Source organism: Bradyrhizobium sp. INPA03-11B, assembly GCF_040446015.1.
In the GTDB taxonomy this organism is placed as follows: domain Bacteria; phylum Pseudomonadota; class Alphaproteobacteria; order Rhizobiales; family Xanthobacteraceae; genus Bradyrhizobium; species Bradyrhizobium macuxiense_A.
On the sequence record NZ_JASGSR010000069.1, the window covers coordinates 24,895 to 44,186 of the forward strand.

At 65.2% G+C, this 19,292-nt stretch carries 21 protein-coding genes; 12 read left to right on the forward strand and 9 right to left on the reverse strand.

The annotated features are described in order from the left end of the window. Positions 1–4 precede the first annotated feature (4 nt). On the forward strand, positions 5–817 hold the full coding sequence (locus QMZ05_RS25855; protein WP_353703315.1) for a glucose 1-dehydrogenase: 813 nt from the start codon (positions 5–7) through the stop codon (positions 815–817). A 94-nt stretch (positions 818–911) separates the two neighbouring features. On the opposite strand, the gene QMZ05_RS25860 is transcribed toward QMZ05_RS25855, so the two are convergent. Together QMZ05_RS25860 and QMZ05_RS25865 are read right to left on the reverse strand one after the other, a co-directional pair. Further along, positions 912–2,147 carry a lytic murein transglycosylase gene (locus QMZ05_RS25860; RefSeq protein ID WP_353703316.1) on the reverse strand — a complete coding sequence of 412 codons (1,236 nt, stop codon included), beginning with the start codon at positions 2,145–2,147 and terminating at the stop codon, positions 912–914. Positions 2,148–2,201: 54 nt separating this feature from the next. Beyond that, entirely contained in the window at positions 2,202–2,768 is a 567-nt protein-coding gene (locus QMZ05_RS25865; protein WP_353703317.1) for a MarR family transcriptional regulator, read from the reverse strand. A gap of 82 nt (positions 2,769–2,850) precedes the next feature. Here QMZ05_RS25865 and QMZ05_RS25870 point away from each other — a divergent pair, with 82 nt between their 5' ends. The 6 genes from QMZ05_RS25870 to QMZ05_RS25895 all read left to right on the forward strand — a co-directional run bounded on the left by QMZ05_RS25870 (position 2,851) and on the right by QMZ05_RS25895 (position 7,299). Beyond that, positions 2,851–3,330 (forward strand): carboxymuconolactone decarboxylase family protein, encoded by a 480-nt coding sequence (locus QMZ05_RS25870; RefSeq protein ID WP_353703318.1) that lies wholly within the window; start codon positions 2,851–2,853, stop codon positions 3,328–3,330. A 30-nt stretch (positions 3,331–3,360) separates the two neighbouring features. Beyond that, complete coding sequence (locus QMZ05_RS25875; RefSeq protein ID WP_353703319.1) at positions 3,361–3,867, forward strand: cupin domain-containing protein; 507 nt, start codon at positions 3,361–3,363, stop codon at positions 3,865–3,867. A gap of 179 nt (positions 3,868–4,046) precedes the next feature. Further along, positions 4,047–4,940, forward strand: coding sequence for a dihydrodipicolinate synthase family protein (locus QMZ05_RS25880; protein WP_353703320.1), 894 nt, complete (start codon positions 4,047–4,049; stop codon positions 4,938–4,940). Positions 4,941–5,045: 105 nt separating this feature from the next. Continuing rightward, entirely contained in the window at positions 5,046–5,468 is a 423-nt protein-coding gene (locus QMZ05_RS25885; RefSeq protein WP_353703321.1) for a chorismate mutase, read from the forward strand. 317 nt (positions 5,469–5,785) lie between these two features. Further along, positions 5,786–6,178 (forward strand): tautomerase family protein, encoded by a 393-nt coding sequence (locus tag QMZ05_RS25890; protein ID WP_353703322.1) that lies wholly within the window; start codon positions 5,786–5,788, stop codon positions 6,176–6,178. A gap of 116 nt (positions 6,179–6,294) precedes the next feature. Next, positions 6,295–7,299, forward strand: coding sequence for a catalase family peroxidase (locus tag QMZ05_RS25895; RefSeq protein ID WP_353703323.1), 1,005 nt, complete (start codon positions 6,295–6,297; stop codon positions 7,297–7,299). A 17-nt stretch (positions 7,300–7,316) separates the two neighbouring features. Here the strand turns inward: QMZ05_RS25895 and QMZ05_RS25900 are convergent, their stop codons facing one another. The 3 genes from QMZ05_RS25900 to QMZ05_RS25910 form a co-directional block, all read right to left on the reverse strand. Next, positions 7,317–8,894, reverse strand: coding sequence for a M23 family peptidase (locus QMZ05_RS25900; RefSeq protein ID WP_353703324.1), 1,578 nt, complete (start codon positions 8,892–8,894; stop codon positions 7,317–7,319). Between the two features lie 157 nt (positions 8,895–9,051). After that, positions 9,052–9,618, reverse strand: a complete 567-nt coding sequence (efp, locus tag QMZ05_RS25905; RefSeq protein WP_106326324.1) for an elongation factor P — start codon at positions 9,616–9,618, stop codon at positions 9,052–9,054. A 163-nt stretch (positions 9,619–9,781) separates the two neighbouring features. Continuing rightward, positions 9,782–10,510, reverse strand: coding sequence for a hypothetical protein (locus QMZ05_RS25910; protein WP_353703325.1), 729 nt, complete (start codon positions 10,508–10,510; stop codon positions 9,782–9,784). Between the two features lie 243 nt (positions 10,511–10,753). Here QMZ05_RS25910 and epmA point away from each other — a divergent pair, with 243 nt between their 5' ends. From epmA to QMZ05_RS25930, 4 genes are read left to right on the forward strand one after another with little or no spacing between them, the layout of a single operon-like run. After that, the gene (gene epmA / locus QMZ05_RS25915; RefSeq protein ID WP_353703326.1) at positions 10,754–11,806 is read left to right on the forward strand and encodes an EF-P lysine aminoacylase EpmA; all 1,053 of its coding nucleotides are present in this window, start codon (positions 10,754–10,756) and stop codon (positions 11,804–11,806) included. Then, positions 11,803–12,894, forward strand: a complete 1,092-nt coding sequence (locus tag QMZ05_RS25920) for a lysine-2,3-aminomutase-like protein (protein WP_353703327.1) — start codon at positions 11,803–11,805, stop codon at positions 12,892–12,894. The genes epmA and QMZ05_RS25920 overlap by 4 nt, the downstream gene beginning before the upstream one ends. After that, positions 12,866–13,114, forward strand: coding sequence for a hypothetical protein (locus QMZ05_RS25925; RefSeq protein ID WP_353703328.1), 249 nt, complete (start codon positions 12,866–12,868; stop codon positions 13,112–13,114). Before QMZ05_RS25920 ends, QMZ05_RS25925 begins: the two co-directional genes overlap by 29 nt. Before the next feature lie 22 nt (positions 13,115–13,136). Then, positions 13,137–13,403, forward strand: a complete 267-nt coding sequence (locus tag QMZ05_RS25930) for a hypothetical protein (protein WP_353703329.1) — start codon at positions 13,137–13,139, stop codon at positions 13,401–13,403. Positions 13,404–13,469: 66 nt separating this feature from the next. Here QMZ05_RS25930 and QMZ05_RS25935 read toward each other — a convergent pair whose 3' ends face one another. The 3 genes from QMZ05_RS25935 to QMZ05_RS25945 form a co-directional block, all read right to left on the reverse strand. Then, on the reverse strand, positions 13,470–14,555 hold the full coding sequence (locus QMZ05_RS25935) for a 3-deoxy-7-phosphoheptulonate synthase (protein ID WP_353703330.1): 1,086 nt from the start codon (positions 14,553–14,555) through the stop codon (positions 13,470–13,472). Between the two features lie 237 nt (positions 14,556–14,792). Beyond that, positions 14,793–15,365, reverse strand: a complete 573-nt coding sequence (locus QMZ05_RS25940) for an HdeD family acid-resistance protein (protein WP_353703331.1) — start codon at positions 15,363–15,365, stop codon at positions 14,793–14,795. 35 nt (positions 15,366–15,400) lie between these two features. After that, positions 15,401–16,438, reverse strand: a complete 1,038-nt coding sequence (locus tag QMZ05_RS25945) for a PrsW family glutamic-type intramembrane protease (protein WP_353703332.1) — start codon at positions 16,436–16,438, stop codon at positions 15,401–15,403. Between the two features lie 445 nt (positions 16,439–16,883). Between QMZ05_RS25945 and QMZ05_RS25950 the strand changes: the two genes are divergently transcribed. Further along, positions 16,884–17,789, forward strand: a complete 906-nt coding sequence (locus tag QMZ05_RS25950) for a sulfite exporter TauE/SafE family protein (protein ID WP_353703333.1) — start codon at positions 16,884–16,886, stop codon at positions 17,787–17,789. Positions 17,790–17,811: 22 nt separating this feature from the next. Here QMZ05_RS25950 and QMZ05_RS25955 read toward each other — a convergent pair whose 3' ends face one another. After that, the gene (locus tag QMZ05_RS25955; RefSeq protein ID WP_353703334.1) at positions 17,812–19,044 is read right to left on the reverse strand and encodes a Zn-dependent hydrolase; all 1,233 of its coding nucleotides are present in this window, start codon (positions 19,042–19,044) and stop codon (positions 17,812–17,814) included. Positions 19,045–19,292 lie beyond the last annotated feature (248 nt).

The following is a 19,292-nucleotide window of genomic DNA, read 5'->3' on the forward strand; positions in this document are numbered from 1 at the left end:
GGACATGGCAGGACAGGTTGAAGGCAAGGTCGCGCTGGTGACCGGCGGCGCGTCGGGTATCGGCGAGGCGATCGTCGAATTGCTGGCGCAGGAAGGCGCGACGGTTGTTGCGACCGATATCGACGAGTTGAGGGGGCCCGAGCTTGCAGCGCGGCTCACTAAAGCCGGGCGCAAGGTGAGCTTCCTGTCGCAGGATGTCACCAGCGAGGAGCGCTGGATCGAGGTCATCGCTGATATCGGCAAGCGCCATGGCCGCCTGGATATCATGGTCTCCAACGCCGGCATCGGCATCGGGGCGCCTTCGATTGTCGAGATGTCGCTCGCGGATTGGCGCCGGCAGACGGCGATCAATATCGATGGCGTGTTCCTGTCGGTGAAGCATTCGCTGCCGCTGATGCGCAAGCATGGCGGCGGCTCGATCATCATGATGTCGTCGCTGGCCGGCCTGCGTGGTGCGGCGACGCTCTCCGGCTACAGCGCGACCAAGGGCGCGGTCCGGCTGTTCGCCAAGTCGATCGCGATGGAATGCGCGCAGGTCGGCGATGGCATCCGCGTCAACTCCGTGCATCCCGGCATCATCGACACGCCGATCTGGGGCAAGATTCCGACCGGTGCGACCGGCGCCGGCCAGAACGCACCGATCGATCCGGAGGAGCGCGCAAGGTTCGCGACGCCGCTCGGCCGCGCCGGCCAGGCGATCGAGATTGCGCAGGGCGTGCTCTATCTCGCCTCGGATGCATCGCGCTACGTGACGGGCAGCGAGCTCGTGATCGACGGTGGCATGAATGCCGGCGGGGTGGTGCGGCAGCCGAACTGATCTCCGTCATTGCGAGCGAAGCGAAGCAATCCATCGATCCACACATGCGGTGCCATGGATTGCTTCGTCGCTTCGCTCCTCGCAATGACGGCGGTCAGCCGCCCTGCCGCAACCGCGCCAGCACCTTGAGCCCGCCGTAACCATCGGCGGGTAGCAGGCCGGCTTTGATCTGAAAATCCTTGATCGCCTGCATGGTGTCGTTGCCGACGCGGCCGTCGGTGCCGCCGGTGTCGAAGCCGGCCTTGGTCAGCCGTGTCTGCATCTCCTGCACTTCGGCCAGCGTCAGCGCGCGCTCGGAGCCCGGGAAGGGCTGGATGAACGGCGGGCCGCCGAGACAGCGATCGCCAAGATGGCAGATCGCCAGCGCGTAGTTCATCGACGGGTTGTAGCTCTTCACCGAGTTGAAGTTCGGGCCGAGCAGGAAGGCTGGACCGCCGGCGACGGGAATCCAGAGCTGCGCCGATGCATTCGGCTGCGGGAACGGCTGGCCGTCGGCCCTGACGACGCCAGCGCTGGCCCAGGCTGCGTAGCTGCGGCTGCCGCTGGCATTGCCGCCGGGCGCGCGCACCTCGTAGCCCCAATGCTCGCCGCGGTGCCACTTGCCGCGATTGACGAGGTACTTCGCGGTCGAGCCCAGCGCGTCGTCGGGCCGGCCGAACGGCGAGACCTTGCCGTCACCGTCATAGTCGAAGCCGACATTGAGCCAGACTTCCGGCATCCACTGCGAATGGCCCATCGCGCCGGCCCACGAGCCGTTCATCTCCTCGGGCGTGCTCCAGCCGCGCTGCACGATCTTCATCGCGTTGATCAGCTCGGTCTCCCAATAGGCCTTGCGGCGCGGCTCGTTCCAGGCGAGTGCGGCAAGCGAGGGAAACACCGGCGTCATGTGGTTCTGCTGCACCAGCGGATCGCCATAGGCGGACTCGACGCCCCACAGCGCGAGCAGCGTGCCGCGCTCGACACCGAAGTCGCGCTCGATCCTGGCGAACAGCGCCTCGTTCTTCTTTAGCGCCTCGCGGCCGTGGATGATGCGCCAGTCGGAGACGCGGCGGTTGATGTACTGCCAGATCTGCTCGTGGAATTCCGGCTGATTGCGCATCTGCTTGAACACGCTCATGTCGGGCTCGACCCGCGCCATGCAGCGATTCCATGTCGCCTCCGAAATGCCCTTTGCCAACGCGCGGGCGCGGAAATTGTCGCGCCACTGGTCGAAGCCCGGAGGCGCCGCGGCCAGCGCGCCGAACGGGTTGGTAAGCGTCACGCCGACAGCGAGCCCGGCCTTCAAGACGGCGCGGCGCGCAAGGGAATTCGGAGAATCAAGCTGTTTCATACATCCAGTCTAGCGGCGCCTTCCGGACAGGCCAAAGTCATGACGCCGCAAGAACTAGCTATCCTGCAAATCTGTGGCGATTTTTGACAGCCATTGCCGGACCACCTGTTCCGACTTGGCATCGAGGCCGGCGGCGAGCCGGCGCTCCTGGGCCTGGGCGATGTGCCGGCACTTATCCAGCAGCGCGGTTCCATGGCTGGTCAGGCTCCATTGCAGCACCCGGCCGTGGACCGGATGCGGCGTCTTGCGGATCGCGCCGTCGCGCTCGAGGTTGCGGATGATCACGCTGACCGTTTGCGGCGTCAGCAGCGCCACCCGGGCCAGATCGGCGCCTGAAAGGCCCGGATACGCCTTCAGCATAGTCAGCACCACGAATTGCGGCGAGGTGACGCCGAGGCTCCCCAGCTGACGCTCCATCGACAGCCGTGAGGCTGCATGCGCCTGGCGCAGCAGATAGGCGAGATAACCCTGTTCGCCGCGCTTGCCTTCGCCAGGCGGCGGGATGGCGCGGGCGGGCAGGGCGTCTGCTTCCGCCCCGATCGCGACCTTGCCCGGCGCCGCTTTCCCCGCCGGTCGCCGCTCGGCTGAGCCGGATTTCCCTCGTTTCTGCATTGCCGCCATGTTGCCTTCGCGAATGCCTCGTCTTGCTCAATATCAGAGCTCTGATAATATATCAGTACACTGATAACATGAGGCCAAGCCGATGTCACATGCCCGCAAGGAATACACCGACTTCGAGAAGCTCGCCCCCGACGTCTTCGCCGTCGTGCGTGACCTCGGCCAGTTCGCGGCGAAGGCAGGTCTCGACAAGCAGCTGCTCGAACTGGTCAAGCTGCGCGCCTCGCAGATCAACGGCTGCGCCTTCTGCGTGCAGTATCACATCCTGCAGGGCGAGAGCCTCGGCGTGCCCGTCGACAAGCTCAACCTCGTCGTGGTGTGGCGCGAGGTGCCGCAGTTCTCGGCGCGCGAGCGTGCCGCGCTGGCCTGGACCGAGGCGCTGACGACCTTGCCGAATGGCGTCAGCGACGAGGTCTATGCCGAGGCCAGCGCCGAATTCTCCGAAAAGGAGCTGACCTACCTGACCTCGGCGATCGCTTCGATCAATGTCTGGAACCGGTTCGGCGCAGCCTATCGCTGGACGCCGCCGCCGCGCCGGCAGCGGGCCGCCGCTGCGGCGTCGTGAGACGATTTCAAGAGCAGGGGAGAACAACCGATGACCTCGATGGCGATGACACCATCTCTTGCATTCGTGAGGCCGCCGCGGCCGGTCTTGCTGGCCGCAATCGCGGGACTTGCTTCGGCCTTCGTGATCGGCAGGTCGCTGCCGACCCCAATGGACGCGATTGCCTCGGTGATCGCGCCGCTATGCGCCAGTGCGAATGCGGCATCGCCGCTCGACAAGGTCGAGGTCATCACCTCGCATGCGTTGCCGAACGTACCGGGCAAGCGCGTCACCGTGGTGCGCGTGTTCTACGGTCCGGGCGGCTTCACGCCGCCGCATCGTCACTCTGGTTCGGTGACGGCCTACATCACCAAGGGCGAGATCCGCTCCCAGCTCGGCGGCGGGCCGGTCGAGACCTTCAAGGTCGGCCAGTCCTTCTTCGAGCCGCCGGGCTCGACCCACATGGTCTCGGCGAATGCGAGCATCACGGAACCGGCGGAGCTGATCGCAGTGTTCGTCGCGGATGAAGGCGCGCAGCTGACCACGATGCTCGAATAACCGCAGCCCGCGCAATCCCGCGGATCGCGGGATCCGTCGAGCACCGGACCAGTTTGCCGTGAAGTCCGCAGCAAACTGGACCTTGCAAGCGGTATTGCGCGCGGCGATTGATGGCGCGGCGGCAACGGCCGGAATGCGATTTCGCCGTTCGCGCGGCGGTTACTGAACAGGAGCAATCGATGGTCAATCTCAAGGGGCTTTCCGCCTTTCCGATCACGCCCTCGTCTCGAGACGGGCAGGTCGATGCGGGCGCTCTCCGCGCCTTGCTGGAGCCCTTGATCGCCGCAAAGGTGGATTCGATCGGGCTGCTCGGAAGCACCGGTTCATATCCGTATTTCAGCCGCGATGAACGACGCCGGGCGGTGCAGGCGGCTGCCGCCCTCGCGGATGGCAGAACGCCGATCCTGGTCGGCGTCGGCGCGCTGCGCACCGACGAAGCGGTGCGGCTGGCGCAGGATGCGCGTGATGCCGGCGCGGCGGCCGGCCTGCTGGCGGCGGTGTCCTATACGCCCCTCACGGATGACGAGGTCTTCGAGCATTTCCAAACGGTGGCGCGCGAAAGCAAATTGCCGATCTGCATCTACGACAATCCGGGCACCACGCATTTCCGATTCACACCGGCCTTGATCGGCCGTTTGAGTCGCGTGGAGGGGATTATTGCGGTGAAGAGTCCCGCGCTGGACGCGTCTGCCTTGGCGGGCCATGTCGCTGAACTGCGGGCCGTGGTGCCGGGCGGCTTCTCGCTGGGTTACAGCGCCGACTGGAATTGCGCCGAGGCGCTGCTGGCGGGCGGCGAGACCTGGTACAGCGTCCTTGCAGGAATTTTCCCCAAGGTCTGCATCGAGATCGTCCGCGCCGTGGCAAGTGGAGATGCCGCCAGGGCGCGGCAACTCGATGCGCGTCTGCAGCCGGTCTGGCAGCTGCTCAAGACCTTCTCGAGCCTGCGCGTCGTTTACGCGATCGCCAATCTCAGAGGGATCTGCGCGGCCGAGCCACCGCGTCCGATCTTGCCGCTGCCTCCGGACGCCCAGAAGAAGGTGGGTGAGGTGCTGGCTGCAATGGACATCGGCTGATCGCGCCAAGGCAGCCGCGAGATGGATCCCGCCATCGTGGCTTCCATCGGCGCACAAAATCGGCATAACAATCGCCGGGTGTGCGCTCTGCCTGGGAGGCGTTCGATGCGATTGCCGGTGGTTCTGTTGACGATTCTGATTCCCGCCGTGGCGTGGGCCGAGGAACCCGCAACCAACGCGCCGGCGCTTTGGGGCAGTCCTACCGTCGACAATGGCGCCTGCTGCAAGACGCTTGGCGAGGTGCGCAGCAACATCGACCGGCTCGACCGCGAGATCGTGCGCCTGATGGCCGAGCGCGGCCGCTACGTCCATGAGGCCGCCCGCTTCAAGGCAAACCCGGCGCAGGTCGAGGCGCCCGAGCGCGCCGAGGCCGTCGTGAAGAAGGCGATGACGCTTGCGGAAGCGGACGGGCTGTCGCCCAAAGTTGCGGAAGCCGCCTATCGCGCGATGATACGCGCCTTCATCGATTACGAGCAGGGCGTCTTCGCGGCCGCTGCCGCACGCGGCGATGCGCCCTGGAAGAAGTAAGCGGACGCGCCGGCCATCGGCTTGCTCACTTCGGCGCATCGACGAGACGTGATCTGGGATTCAGATCGCAACCATCTCGGATAATCATTATCCAACGGCCCAGCTGCGTGCTTTAGTCTAGCAAGTCGGACGAGAGCAGCTCGGTTTGCCTGATGGGTGGAACCGAGGGCTGCGATCGCTCGTGACATTTCGAAACATTGAAACTGACGCAGATTGGATCGCCTCCAGTCTGGTCGGTTCGCTATGCGGTGGCAACTGATCGCCGGCAGTTGCACCGAAGCTTAGGACCTCGGAAAATTGGGCAAGGAGCCATCAACATGCCGTTTCTGCGGTTTGATTTGATCGAGGGACGAAGCGATGCCGAGGTCCAGCGGCTGCTCGATGTCACCCATGAGGTGTTGGTCGAAACCCTCCGCGTGCCGCAGCGCGACCGCTATCAGGTCGTGCACGTTCATCCGCGATCTCGCGTCGTCGCCCTCGATACCGGATTGGGCATTGGCCGGACCGACAAACTGGTGATGCTGCAGCTGACCAGCCGTCCGCGCGACAAGGCGTTGAAGCTGGATTTCTATCGCGTGCTCGCCGAGCGGCTGTCGTCGGCCTGCGGGATCGCGCCGAGCGATCTCGTCATCAACTTCGTGATCAATGACGATGAGGACTGGTCGTTCGGCATGGGGCGCGCGCAGTTCATCACCGGCGAACTGAAGTAGCCCCGGACGCGGCGTTTCGGTCCGTTCGATCTTGCGTGTGTTTCGCTATGTACTCACCTCGCGGCAACGAAGCCGCGAGACGGCGATCTCGTTTTCATTTGCTTTGGAGTCTGATCATGCCTCGCAGTTTGCCGTTCTTCATGCTCGCGATCTCTCTGGGGTTCACGGGGGCCGCCGGCGCCCAGACGACGACCGGCGCGCCGGCTGCCCAGACGTCGACGCCGGAGCAACTGGTCGATGCCTTGAACGGCGTATTCGGCAAGCATCCCGGTGCGCGCGCGGTGCATGCCAAGGGCATTGTGCTGGAGGGCACGTTCACGCCGGCTGCGCAAGCATCAAGCGTCAGCAAGGCGCCGCATCTGCAGAGCACGACGGTGCCCATAACGGTGCGCTTCTCGGACTTTGCCGGGATTCCCGATATTCCCGACAATCACGAACTGGCCAGTCCGCGCGGCTTCGCGATCAAGTTCAAGCTGCCTGATGGCAGCGACAGCGACATCGTCGCTCACTCGTTCAACGGCTTTCCGTCACCCACCGCGGACGACTTTCGCGATTTGCTGGTTGCGTTGGGAAGCAGTGGTGCCAATGCAGCCAAGCCGACGCCGCTCGACACATATCTGGCGACGCACCCGGTCGCTAAGGCGTTCCTGACTGCGCCGAAGCCGGCGCCGGAGAGCTATGGCACGCTGCCGCATTTTGGCGTCAACACGTTCAAGTTCGTCAACAGCGCCGGCAAGGTCACCTACGGCCGCTATCAATTCCAGCCGGTGGCGGGCGCGCACTTCCTGAGCGACGCGGAGGCGGCCAAGCGAGCGGCCGACTATCTGAGCACGGAGATCCGGGCACGGGTCGCGCAAGCGCCGGTCAGTTTCAGGATGCTGCTTCAGGTCGCCGCGGCCGAGGACAAGCTCGACGATCCGTCAATTGCCTGGCCGGACACCCGCCAGACTGTCGAACTCGGGATGATTTCGATCACGAAGGCTGTCCAGGACAGCGACGCGGCCGAGCGCCAACTGCTGTTCCTGCCCAACGCGCTTCCGTCCGGCATCGAGGTGCAGGATCCGATGATCGAGGCGCGGTCGGCCGCGTATCCGGTCTCCTACGGCCGCCGGCAACAATAGCCGTCGCCGTTCGCGCGCTAATTGCCGCCGCCTTCCTGGGTGTCGATGCGATGCACGACGTCGTCGGGCAGGGCATGCGCCACGGCGGCCGCAGGTCCGGGCTCCGGTCCGATCTCGCGGCCGCGGCCGCGGATCAGCCGCTCATAGGCCGACACCAGCGTGGTGTAGGGGTTGACCCAGAGCCAGCCGTCGCGCGTGAACACCTGCACGTCGAAATGCAGATGCCGTGACGTGCCGTTGGGATGGTCGAGATAGTTCGACACCACGCCGATCTTCTCACCCTCGCTGAGGCGGCGTCCGTTGAGCAGGCCGTCGGCATCCATCACCGACGGGTTCATGTGCATGTAGCGGAAGCGAACGTGCTCGGTGCGGGTGTTGACCTGCAATGTCACGGCCTGCTGCTGCGCCGAGCGGATCACGATGCTGTCGCGCACGGCGACGACAGCCTGCTGCCTGGGGTCGCAACCATCCTTGCTGTCGACGGGACACGCGCCGGGCCTGATGTCCTGGCCCTGATGGCCGAAGCCGCTGGCGCATTGGCCGACCTCGAAGCTGCGCGCCTCGCAGAAATTGTCCTGCCAGGGGTACTCGTCGACCCGCCCGCGCTTCGGAAAGGACTGCGAATGTGCGAAGGCCGGTGCCTTAGCAAGCGGAAAGCGGATTTGCGAATAGACGGTGACGTCGGCGTGGCCGCCTGGCTGCCTGCGGCCGCCGCTGCCCGCGATGATGTCACCGCTCGGGCGGTAGGTGAAATCGGCCGACTGCGTGATCGGCCGCTCGGAGATGTCGGAGGCGGTGTCGCTGCGCGGCCGTGACGGCCGGCCACCGGCGATGCGCAACGCCTTCAGGAAGCGCTCGGCGACCGGGTAGGCCTCGCGGCACGCCAGCCGCTTCGGCCGCGGTGCACTATCGAGGCATTGGATCGAGACGACGTAGGGGATCCCGAAGCGGGTGAAGGCATAGCGGACATAGCCCTCGCGGATGAAGCGGCGCAGGTCCGGAAACTGTGTGGCCAGCGTCTTGACCGGTTCACCCTTGCCGCCGAGTCGGTCGGCGAGGTCGTAGACCAGCATCGAGCCCGAGATCTGCACCTCGACCGGCTTTGTGAACGTCCGCGGCGGCATGCCGTCGCTGGCGCCCGGATCGAGCGAGAACACCGCGTCATAGCCGGACGCGCCGGCATGGAAGACATCGGCCGCGCGGAAGTCGGCCTGGTAGCGTGCGACCGGCAGGCCGTCCGGCGTGCCGCCTTGCTGCGCATCGAGAAAGCTTGCGGGGTCGAACGGCAGCAGCACCGGGATCGGGCTCTGCGCAATGCCGGGGAAGAGCGGCGATGTCACCGCGTTCAGCTGCACCAGCGCGGGCATCGCGCGCGGATCGGTGGCCGGGACGCGGCGCTGTCCGGCGAATGTGAAGCTGGTGGCGATGGCCGGGCGGGTGGCGATCTCTTGCCGGAGCTGGTCGAGCACGGCGCGCCATTCGACCCGCATGGCCGAGATCGAAGGCGTTCGGAATTCGTCGGCATGAGCGCCGGGAGGAGGCAAGAGCAGGACTGCCAGCCAGCAACTGATGAAGCTGACAATCGTCCTGTTCACTGCACCCCCCGGGTCATGCCTGATCGCGAGAGATTTTAGAGCAAGTTCCGGAAAAGTGTGTAGCAGTTTTCCGGAAAGTTTGAGCTTAAACAACAACCTGATGCGCAGCGATGGTTCATGCCGAACGTCACCGCGCGTTGCCGCTCAGTCCTTCCGCTCAATCCTTGGCGCGTTCGACGTAGGAACCGTCCTCGGTCATGACAACGATGCGGGTGCCGGTGGAAACATGCGGCGGCACACCGGTGCGGATGCCGTTCGACAGCACGGCCGGCTTGTACGACGACGAGGCGGTCTGGCCCTTGGTCACGGGCTCGGTCTCGACGACTTCCAGCGTCACGCGCTGGGGCAGCTGGATCGCGACCGGATTGCCATCGTGCATCGACAGCTTCACGGTCATGTTCTCCTGCAAATACGGCGCAGACGAACCGACGATCTCCTTGGAGACCTGGACCTGGTCGTAGTTGTCGTTGTTCATGAAGTGGAAGCCGTCGCCGTCCTCATAGAGGTAGTTGTAGTTGTGGTCCTCAACGGTGGCCTTCTCGACCTGGTCGGTGGTCTTGTAGCGCTCCGAGACCTTCACGCCGTCGCCGATGCGGCGCATTTCGATCTGGCTGACCGGGGTGCCCTTGCCGGGATGAATGTTTTCGGCGGACAGGACCACATAGAGCTTGCCGTCCTGCTCGATGACGTTGCCCTTGCGGATGGAACTGGCGATGACTTTCAAAGGTGTCTTCCTGAATTTGAGAAGCGGGGGCGCAAACCGGACCGGCAGCCCCTCGGCCGTGGCGGCGATTTCGGGCTGCAACATACTGATTTGTCCCTGAGATGCCAGTCTTTTGCGGCCCAATTCGGCAGTTTGCCAACCGTTCCGCCGGTGCCATCAGGCGCTATTTTCGGGCCGGATCGGGTATTTTCAGTGCGTTCTGGTTGTGCTCGGCGAAGCTCCCGGGGACCAAGAATGTGCCGGTCGTCAGGTCGTAGAGGCAGCGCCAGTCTTCGACCCAGGGAAACGGTGTTTCTTCCCCCTGAATGTCGAACGACAGGCCGAGGACCAGATAGCGGTTGTCCGGCCAGTGCTGGCCGAGCCAGGCATAGTTGTCCTCGAGCCCCTTGATCAGGCCGACCCGCATATGGTCGAGCGAATAGGGATCGTCGGGATCGTGCCGAACGCCCGTGGCGGCCGGCTGGGTGAAGAAATAGTCCCAGGCGGCATCGCCGAGCGGCTTCGCGGTTGCCGGTGCGAACCGGTCGCCGTTCCGTTTGTAGAGGTGGAGGGTGTGAGTGCCGGAGCCGATCTTCTGCATTCGCACCAGCCACTGGCTGTCCGGGCTGAAGCGGAAGCCGGCCCGATATCCGGCCTGATCGGTAGTTTCGCCCGCGTTCAGGAGAGCGGCGTGCTTGTGGGCACGGTCAAAGGTCCAGAACTGAAACAGCAGGCCATCGTCGCCCATGTCGCGCGCGAATTGCTCGAGGCTTATGTTGCCGTCCGGTGAGGTGAACGTGGGTGCATCGGTGACGCGCTTGAACTGCTTTCCTGGGCCGTCGGCGTTGGCCGGCGCGAGTAGGGCCAGCCCAAGTAGCAATGTGCATCCAGCGGCTCGCAATCGGCGGAACATGGCTTGATCCGTTCCAGTTGAACTGGGTGTGGGACGCTGGACCACCCGTTCAGGTTCAGCCGAGGCTGCGCATGGACAACGCCAGCATCTTTCGACAAGAAAGGGATCAGCTCCGCCGCGTGGCGCGGAGGCCAAGGCCGTGTGGATCATGTATCTGTTTGGAATCAGGCATTTGCAGTCCAATCTTAAGTGGAGGCGGCGGCTTGTTGATGTTGAATCCGCAGCCGTCGGGGCGGCCGGCCGATGACCGCACATGATCAGCCCTCGCCGTGGTGGACGCCGCAGCGCTACGCCGATCGCAGGCCGTTCCTGCAGGCGCGGACCGCAATCACGCGGGCGCTCCGGGCCTGGTTCGAGGAGCAGGGATTTGCTGAGGTCGAGACTGCCGTGCTGCAGATCTCGCCCGGCAACGAGACGCATCTGCACGCCCCGCGGACCGAGCTCAGGCAGGCCGATGGCTCGCAGGCAACGCGCTACCTGCGCACCTCTCCGGAATTCGCCTGCAAGAAGCTGCTCGCCGCCGGCGAGCCGAAGATCTACGAGTTCGCGCGGGTGTTCCGCGATCGCGAGCGCGGCGACCTGCATCTGCCCGAATTCACCATGCTGGAATGGTACCGCGCCAATGCCGGCTATGACGCCATCATGGCCGACACGATCGTCGTGATCGCCCATGCGGCGCAGGCGACCGGGATCGGGCGGTTTTCATTCCGCGGCAAGGTGGCCGATCCCTTTGCCGAGCCGGAGCTGCTGACGGTTGCCGCAGGCTTCGAGCACTTCGCCGGCATCGACCTGCTGGCGACGATCTCGGGCGGCGAGGGCGACCGCGAGGCGCTGGCGTCAGCCGCGCGCGAGCGGGTGCGGATCGCCGATGACGACACCTGGTCGGACATTTTCAGCAAGGTGCTGGTCGAGCATGTCGAGCCCAATCTCGGACGGGGCCGCCTGACGGTGCTGTTCGAATACCCGTCGCCCGAGGCCGCGCTGGCGCGCACCAAGGCAGGCGAGCCACGCGTAGCCGAGCGCTTCGAGGTCTATGCCTGCGGGGTCGAGCTCGCCAACGGCTTTGGCGAGTTGACCGATGTGGCCGAGCAGCGCCATCGTTTTACCGCAGCGATGGACGAGAAGGCCCGCCGCTACGGCGAGCGTTATCCGCTCGACGACGATTTCCTTGCCGCGGTCGGCCAGATGCCGGAAGCCAGCGGCGTCGCGCTCGGCTTCGACCGGCTGGTGATGCTGGCGAGCGGCGCGCCACGAATTGATCAGGTGGTCTGGATGCCGCCTGCAGGAGAGCCATGAACAGGATCGATCCGAAACTGGCGGCGACGCTGCGCCAGCCGCGCGAGCTGATCGATGCCGGCCTCGCGCCCGTCGACGCTCTTGCCGAGCTCGAACAGGTGGCGGCGCGCTACGCCGTCGCGGTGACGCCGGAGCTCGTCGCGCTGATCGACCCGGCGGATCCCGCCGACCCGATCGCGCGGCAGTTCATCCCGAGCGCCGACGAACTCGTGGAGCAGCCCGGCGAGAACGCCGATCCGATCGGCGACGACGCGCATTCGCCGGTCGCCGGGATCGTGCATCGCTATCCGGACCGGGTGTTGTTCAAGCTGGTGCATGTCTGCGCGGTCTATTGCCGGTTCTGTTTCCGGCGCGAAATGGTCGGGCCGGGCAAGGCCTCGGCGTTGTCGGACGACGCCTACCGCGCGGGGCTCGATTACGTCAGGAGCCATCCGGATATCTGGGAGGTCATCCTGACCGGGGGCGATCCATTGATGCTGTCGCCGCGCAGGCTGACCGAGATCATGGCCGATCTCGCCGGTATCGACCATGTGAAGATCATCCGCCTCCACACCCGTGTTCCGATCGCCGATCCCGGACGCATCAGCCCGGAGATGATCGCGGCGCTGCGGGTCGAGGGGGCTGCGACCTGGGTTGCCATCCACGCCAACCATCCGCGTGAATTGGGCGCCAATGCCCGCGCGGCGTGCGCTCGCCTTGCCGACGCCGGCATTCCATTGGTGAGCCAGTCGGTCTTGCTGCGCGGCATCAACGACGATGCCGCGACGCTCACCGCCCTGATGCGCGCCTTCGTCGAGTGCCGGATCAAGCCCTACTACCTGCACCACGGCGACCTTGCGCCCGGCACCGCGCATTTGCGCACCACGATCGAGACCGGGCAGGACTTGATGAGGGCGTTGCGCGGACGCGTCTCCGGGCTGTGCCAGCCCGACTATGTGCTCGACGTTCCCGGCGGCTACGGCAAGGCGCCGATCGGGCCGACCTATTTGTCGCAGCCGGTTTCCCGCGATCGTGAAGATCCCGTGGAACGGCGGTACCGTGTCGTCGATTATTGCGGGGATGTTCATATTTATCCGCCGCAATCGTGAGCCGGCGATGGGCGGGGCCGGGGACGGACGGCAGGAACCGCCCGAGGACAAGGGCAACCGCAGCGTCGAAAATGCTGTGATGTTCGGCTTCTTTGTGGCGCTGGTCGCCGCCGGAATATGGCTCCTTGGCGCCATGGCCGATATACGGAAGGTTCAGGATTGCGCAGCGCAGGGACGACGCAACTGTGCTAGCGTTGGGGTGCCGGAACGGGCGCAATAGGGTTGAGAAGCGGAGAGGCGAGATGCGGAAGACTGTTTTGTTGACGGCTCTGATGATTGTTGCGGTCGGAGCGCCCCAGCTTGGAACGTCCCTGGCCTTGGCGCAGCAACAGGGCGGATCGTCCTCCATGCAGAAGAATACGGGCGTGCCGGATGCGCCGGTCGGACATCGTCAGCCGCGCCGCGGCGACGTTGGCAACGAAAAGAGCATCAGCGATCCGAACAGCCAGGCCAACAAGGAAGATGCTGCGCTCGACAAGAAGATCAAGAGCATCTGTCGCGGCTGCTAGGCCACGGAAGAGACCGGCGGAGCGCGATATGCGCCCCGCCGGCAACGCTCAATCCGTTCGGCCGCGTCAGGCCGAGCGCTCCTGCAGGCCGTCGCGCCGCACGCGGCGCCTTGCGTCGACGGCATCGGCCAGCTGCTTCAACACGTCAGTCGTCGCATCGAGGTCGATGCAGCCGTCGGTGATGCTCTGGCCGTAGGTCAGCGGCTTGCCCGGCACGACGTCCTGGCGTCCCGCGACAAGGTTGCTCTCGATCATCACGCCGATAATGCGCTGTTCGCCGCTCGCGACCTGCTGCGCGATGTCGGCGGCAACCGCCGGCTGGTTCTCCGGCTTCTTGCTGCTGTTGGCGTGGCTGGTGTCGATCATCAGCCGCGCTGCGACACCGGCGCGGCCGAGCTCGGCGGCGGCGGCATCGACACTCGCGGCATCATAGTTCGGCACCCGGCCGCCGCGCAGGATGACGTGGCAGTCCTCGTTGCCGCTGGTCGCAGCGATCGCCGAACGGCCGCCCTTGGTGACCGCCATGAAATGATGCGGGTGCGATGCCGACTTCACCGCATCCGCCGCGATCCGCACGCCACCGTCGGTGCTGTTCTTGAAGCCGACCGGGCAGGACAGGCCGGACGCCAGCTCGCGATGGATCTGGCTCTCGGTGGTACGGGCGCCGATCGCAGCCCAGGAGACCAGATCGGCGATGTATTGCGGCGTCGTCATGTCGAGGAATTCGGTGCCGGCCGGCAGGCCGAGATTGTTCACCGCCGACAGCACGTTGCGGGCGAGCCGCAGGCCCTTGTTGATGTCGAAGCTGTTATCGAGATCGGGATCGTTGATCAGCCCCTTCCAGCCGACGGTGGTGCGCGGCTTCTCGAAATAGACCCGCATCACGATCTCGAGGCGGTCGGCGAGCTCTTCGCGCAGGCCGGCGAGACGTTCGGCATAATCGACGGCCGCCGCGGGATCGTGGATGGAGCAGGGGCCGACAACGACCAGCAGGCGGTCATCGGTGCCATTGAGGATCGCGTGGATGGCGTTGCGGGCGCCCATCACCACGCGGGTCGCCGTCAGGGTGCGCGGGACCTCCCGCATCACCTCTTCGGGCGTATTCAGTTCCTTCAGTTCCTTGATGCGAAGATCGTCTGTCGTACTCAACACGGCTGGCTCCTTTGGATTTTTCGGGACCTGCCGGCACAAAAAAGCCGCCAGGTCTGGCGGCTTGTTTTGGACGTTTGCTGCAATTCTTCAGATTGAGCGCGATCCTCCTGCCGCCAGCGAGCTGTCGTAGCTAAAGTACCAAAAATAGCTGGTGGCGACGGTGATCATGGGGCGGCTCTATAGCCCAGGGATTTGGGGCTGTCACCCCCCCAAATACAAGCCCGCCGCGGTTCGCCGTCAGGTGTTGCGCGCGGCCAACGCCATCCCGATCAGGGTCGCCCCGCCGAACATCAGGTTGAGACCGACCAGGAGGCCGATCGCCCATCCCGCCGATTCCGGCAGGCCCGCGATGATGAAGAAGGCGACCAAGATATCCATCAGGCCGGCGATCAACAGCCAGGACCAGCGTCCCGACAATTCGCGGCGATGCTCCAGCGCGTACATGACGGTGGCGACGCCCTCGGCGACGAAATAGGCGCCAATGACGATGGTCAGCGTCAGCACGCTCTGCATCGGGCGCGCCAGCAGCACCATGCCGGCCAGCACGGCGAGCGCCGCCGAGATCAGCGACCACCAGAAGCCCGGCATGTTGCGCGCCCAGAACGTCACGATCAGCCCGCCGATGCCGGAGATCAGGAACATCCAGCCAAGGAAGATGGTGACGGCGAGGCTGGCGAATGTCGGCACGATCATCGCCGCAATGCCCAGGATCGCGAGCAGGATGCCCTCGAACAGGAAGGCCTTCCAATGCGCCTTGACCGCGGCCTGCATCTCCGATCGCAACTTGTCGAGGTCGTTGGACAGGGTCATCGCGGCTCTCCGGATCTGCGAGCGTGCGGCGTATCCTAGCTCTGGCTTGGCGCGGACGGAAAGCCCTCGGCGGCGGTCCGCATCCGGTTGCGGCCGAGGAAGTAGACGGCGGTGGTCGCGATCAGCAGCGCCAGGCCAATCAGGATCGAGGTGAAGCCGATCGGGATCAGGATGAACGAGGCGTTGCGCTCGGGATTGACATACCAATGGTGCAGCGAGGTGAGCAGGAAGGAGACGCCGGCAAAGCCTGTCCCGCCGCCGATCAGCAGCAGCGCCCACATCCGTCGCAACTGGCTCAGCCGCTCGCGCGCGATGTCGGTGCGCGGGGCATGATGCTTGCCGAGGCGGTGCACCAGGCGGACTGCGAACCCGATCGAAGAGAAGCCGATCAGCACGCTGGCCGAACCGAGCAGCAGGTGCGCGGTCGAGCTGAGATCGGGAATGCGCTGGAGTGCGAGCAGCGGAAAATCGAACGCCGCATGCAGCAGGACTGGTGCGACCAGCACCAGCGCCCAGTTGGAGATCCGCGCCCAGTCGCGATGACCCCGGTAGGCGCCGAGCGCGCCGCCCGAGCGCGCGATCGCAAGATAGGCGCCGGCGATGATGCCGAGCGCGCCGTGGAACGGCACGGTGAGCACGCTGCGCAACGCCGCGAGCGCGCGCCACATGTCCTTGTGCTGGACCAGATAGGCGAGGTTCTCATAGGCGGCGAAGCCGAGGCCGGCCGCCGCGCCATACACCACGGTATCCATCGGATCGGCGAAGGCGCGGCGCCGCGTCGAGATGGCGACGATGACGAGGACCTTGACGATCTCCTCCGGCGCCGCGACGCCAAATAACGCCCGCACCCCCTGCGTCGCCCAGGGATTGTCGGGAATGGCCAGCAGCGGATTGAAGGGAATGCGGGCCAGGCCCAGCAGCGAGATGCTGGCCGCGCCGAGCACGAAGGCGAGCCATACCTGCACCGGCGGTCCGGGCCGCTCGTCGGCGGCAATCACCAGCCATAACACCAGCAGTGCGGGTGCGATGGCGGCGGCGCCGATCACAGTCGGAAGCGACTCGAGCAACAACATGAGCCGAACGGGCCCCTTCAATGGCACCACAGCGATGCGTTTTGAAGAAATGGCAGCAAGTTCAGCGGATTGCAAATGGACGATTGGCGGAATCGGTTCGGCTGGCGCCGTTCTCGTGTCCAATATGCCACGGGGCCCGCGAAAGCGCGGCCGAAACCTACCGGTACGGGCCTCGATCAGATCAGCGGAGTAGGGGCTGCCGGACGGTTCCTGACGGCGGACCGGCGCCCCGGCACCGCCGCCTACGCCACGACGGCATCACCGATCCACAAATTGCGGTGAACTTGCGCGGGCGTGGCGTCTGCCTCTTCGCTGGGCGAACGGAGCGTGCGCTGTCGCGGCGAGCACAGGGTGCCTCGCAAGGCCCGCCGCAAGTTTCGAGCACCGCGTTCCCTTCGTTGGGTTATAGTACAGCGGGCAGTGACTGATCCGGTAAAAGCCAGAGATGCCTTCGATTGATTCTGCTGTGATCGTTCTTGCCGTAAGCGCCCTGTTTGCGGCCTTTGTAAACGGTGCGTTGGGGTACGGGTTCTCGTCGCTCACCGTGCCGGTCGCACTCGTGTTTTACACCAATCGCGTTCTCAATCCCGCGATTGTCATCGTCGAAGTCTTCGTCAACCTTTACGTTCTTTGCATCAACCTGAGCGGCGTCCCAGCCGTGTGGCGACGCATATTCCCGATCCTCATCGGCATGTTGCCCGGCATCGCGGTCGGAGCCTTTGCCCTGACGTCGCTTCAGCCCGGCTGGATCAAATTCGCCACCTACTCGATCATCCTGCCGCTGATCCTGCTGCAGGCGGCCGGTTGGCGGAAGCCGATCCAGTCGAAATGGCTGGTCGGTTTGCCCTTCGGCACGACGCTTGGCGTCCTGTACTCGGTCACGACCATTTCCGGACCGCCACTGGCGATCCTCTTCAACAATCAGGGCCTCGTCAAAGATGAGTTTCGGGCCGGTCTCGCTCTCGTCCGGGTGACGGAGTCCAGTCTGACTGCGATCGCGTACTACAAGCTCGGTCTGTTCATCGAGGAGAGCCGGAGCATCCTGTTCGTGCTCGTTCCCTGCGTCGTCGTCGGCATACCGCTTGGTGCCTGGCTGATCCGGCGGCTGGATGCCGAGACGTTTCGCCGGATCTGCATGAGCTTTGATGCGTGGGTCGTTGGATTTGGCCTGTCACGCGTGCTGATCGAAGTGAAGCTGATGGAAAGCCCATGGGCCTATGGCGTCATGGCCGCCACGATCCTGATCGACATTTGCTTGCTGTACGTCTTCTTCACCGCGAGGAGAGGGACGGTACAAAGTTCGCACGCGCTGGCTTCGCTCAGATCCGGCAACCGGGGCGGCCCGACCTGAACGCGGCGTCGTGACGAGGCGACTAGCCGGCCAGCAACCGCCGGCAGGTTTCGACGAACACCTCGGCGCCTGTGACGATGTCGGCGTCGTCGGTGTTCTCGCTCCAGTGATGGCTGATCCCGCCGATCGACGGCACGAACAGCATCGCCGCCGGCATGAGGGTGGCGAGGACCTGGGCGTCATGGCCGGCGCCGCTCGGCATGCGGATGGATTTGCCTCCGGCGCAGGCTGCGCTCGCGGCCTCGATCGTGTCCTGGAACGCAGGCGTCATCATCGCGGGCACGCCGGTGCGGATGCGCTCGACCCTCACGCCGCAGCGGCCGTGTGCGGTGGCCTCGTCGGCCATCCGATGCAACTGCGCCTCGAGCCGTGCGATCACTTCGGGATTGTCGTCGCGGATCTGGAACAGCATCTCGGCGCCGCCTGGGATGATGCTCGGCGCGCCGGGGTCGAGCGTGATGCGGCCGGTGGTCCAGACCGTGCGTGGTCCGCAGAGGGCAGGGAAGTTGTCGTCGATCGCGACGCAGAATCGCGCCAGCGCCAGGCCCGCATCGCGGCGCACCGCCATCCGCGTGGTGCCGGCATGGTTCTGCTCGCCGGTGAAATTGATGCGATACTGCCAGATGCCGACGATCGAGGTGACGACGCCGATCTTGAGCCCGCTGCTTTCCAGCGTGTCGCCTTGCTCGATATGCGCTTCGAGATAGCCGATATGGCGGCCGGCTTCGGCGTTGAGGCGCGGGCGGCCGGCAAAGCCTGCATCGCGCAATGCCTGTCGCATGGTGCGATCGCTGGAGCGGTCGCGCGCCGCATCGATATCGGCTTCGGTCACGGCGCCGGCAAAGGAGCGGCTGCCGAGGAAACTGCCGAAATGACCTTCCTCGTCGCACCATGCGGCGACTTCGACCGCGCCGTTGATGCCGGGATCGCCGTTGATGACGCGCGCGGCTTCCAGCGCATAGACCACGCCAAGCGGCCCATCGAGCCAGCCTGCATGGTTCTGGCTTTCGAGATGCGAGCCCGCGAGCAGCTTCGGCCCTGCTTTCGCGCTGGTGCCGAGCACGTTGCCGATGCCGTCGATCGTCGCGACAAGATCCGCGTCGGGCAGGCGCGCCGCGAGCCAGTCGAGCGAGCGCAGATGCGGTTCCGAGAATGTCGGCTTGTGCACGCCGGTCTTGTAGGCGCCGATCGCGCGCAGCGCATTGAGATCGGCTAGCACGCGCTTGCCGTCGAAGCGACCGTTGATGCCTGGCATGATTGGACTCCGGATTAGCGTCTCTGATTTGCGGCTCGATTGGCGGCTCGGCGCCGCAATCCCGTCTTGATGCCGTCGCGGTTGAATGCGACGGAACAATCAGGGCAAACGATTTCTTAGCGGTTCTGCTCTTAGGTCGCGGTACGAATAGCGTGTGAGTGTGATCATGTCTGCATCCCGGAACTGGGCCCGCAAGGCCGCTGTGCTGTTTCTTCCGATCGCGCTCGGCGCCTGCGCGCAATATTCTC

Coding starts and splice junctions, on each gene's coding strand:
- QMZ05_RS25855 (WP_353703315.1), top strand. CDS start 5: ATGGCAGGACAGGTTGAAGGCAAGGTCGCGCTGGTGACCGGCGGCGCG.
- QMZ05_RS25860 (WP_353703316.1), bottom strand. CDS start 2,147: ATGAAACAGCTTGATTCTCCGAATTCCCTTGCGCGCCGCGCCGTCTTG.
- QMZ05_RS25865 (WP_353703317.1), bottom strand. CDS start 2,768: ATGGCGGCAATGCAGAAACGAGGGAAATCCGGCTCAGCCGAGCGGCGA.
- QMZ05_RS25870 (WP_353703318.1), top strand. CDS start 2,851: ATGTCACATGCCCGCAAGGAATACACCGACTTCGAGAAGCTCGCCCCC.
- QMZ05_RS25875 (WP_353703319.1), top strand. CDS start 3,361: ATGACCTCGATGGCGATGACACCATCTCTTGCATTCGTGAGGCCGCCG.
- QMZ05_RS25880 (WP_353703320.1), top strand. CDS start 4,047: ATGGTCAATCTCAAGGGGCTTTCCGCCTTTCCGATCACGCCCTCGTCT.
- QMZ05_RS25885 (WP_353703321.1), top strand. CDS start 5,046: ATGCGATTGCCGGTGGTTCTGTTGACGATTCTGATTCCCGCCGTGGCG.
- QMZ05_RS25890 (WP_353703322.1), top strand. CDS start 5,786: ATGCCGTTTCTGCGGTTTGATTTGATCGAGGGACGAAGCGATGCCGAG.
- QMZ05_RS25895 (WP_353703323.1), top strand. CDS start 6,295: ATGCCTCGCAGTTTGCCGTTCTTCATGCTCGCGATCTCTCTGGGGTTC.
- QMZ05_RS25910 (WP_353703325.1), bottom strand. CDS start 10,510: ATGTTCCGCCGATTGCGAGCCGCTGGATGCACATTGCTACTTGGGCTG.
- epmA (WP_353703326.1), top strand. CDS start 10,754: ATGACCGCACATGATCAGCCCTCGCCGTGGTGGACGCCGCAGCGCTAC.
- QMZ05_RS25920 (WP_353703327.1), top strand. CDS start 11,803: ATGAACAGGATCGATCCGAAACTGGCGGCGACGCTGCGCCAGCCGCGC.
- QMZ05_RS25925 (WP_353703328.1), top strand. CDS start 12,866: ATGTTCATATTTATCCGCCGCAATCGTGAGCCGGCGATGGGCGGGGCC.
- QMZ05_RS25930 (WP_353703329.1), top strand. CDS start 13,137: ATGCGGAAGACTGTTTTGTTGACGGCTCTGATGATTGTTGCGGTCGGA.
- QMZ05_RS25940 (WP_353703331.1), bottom strand. CDS start 15,365: ATGACCCTGTCCAACGACCTCGACAAGTTGCGATCGGAGATGCAGGCC.
- QMZ05_RS25945 (WP_353703332.1), bottom strand. CDS start 16,438: ATGTTGTTGCTCGAGTCGCTTCCGACTGTGATCGGCGCCGCCGCCATC.
- QMZ05_RS25950 (WP_353703333.1), top strand. CDS start 16,884: ATGCCTTCGATTGATTCTGCTGTGATCGTTCTTGCCGTAAGCGCCCTG.
- QMZ05_RS25955 (WP_353703334.1), bottom strand. CDS start 19,044: ATGCCAGGCATCAACGGTCGCTTCGACGGCAAGCGCGTGCTAGCCGAT.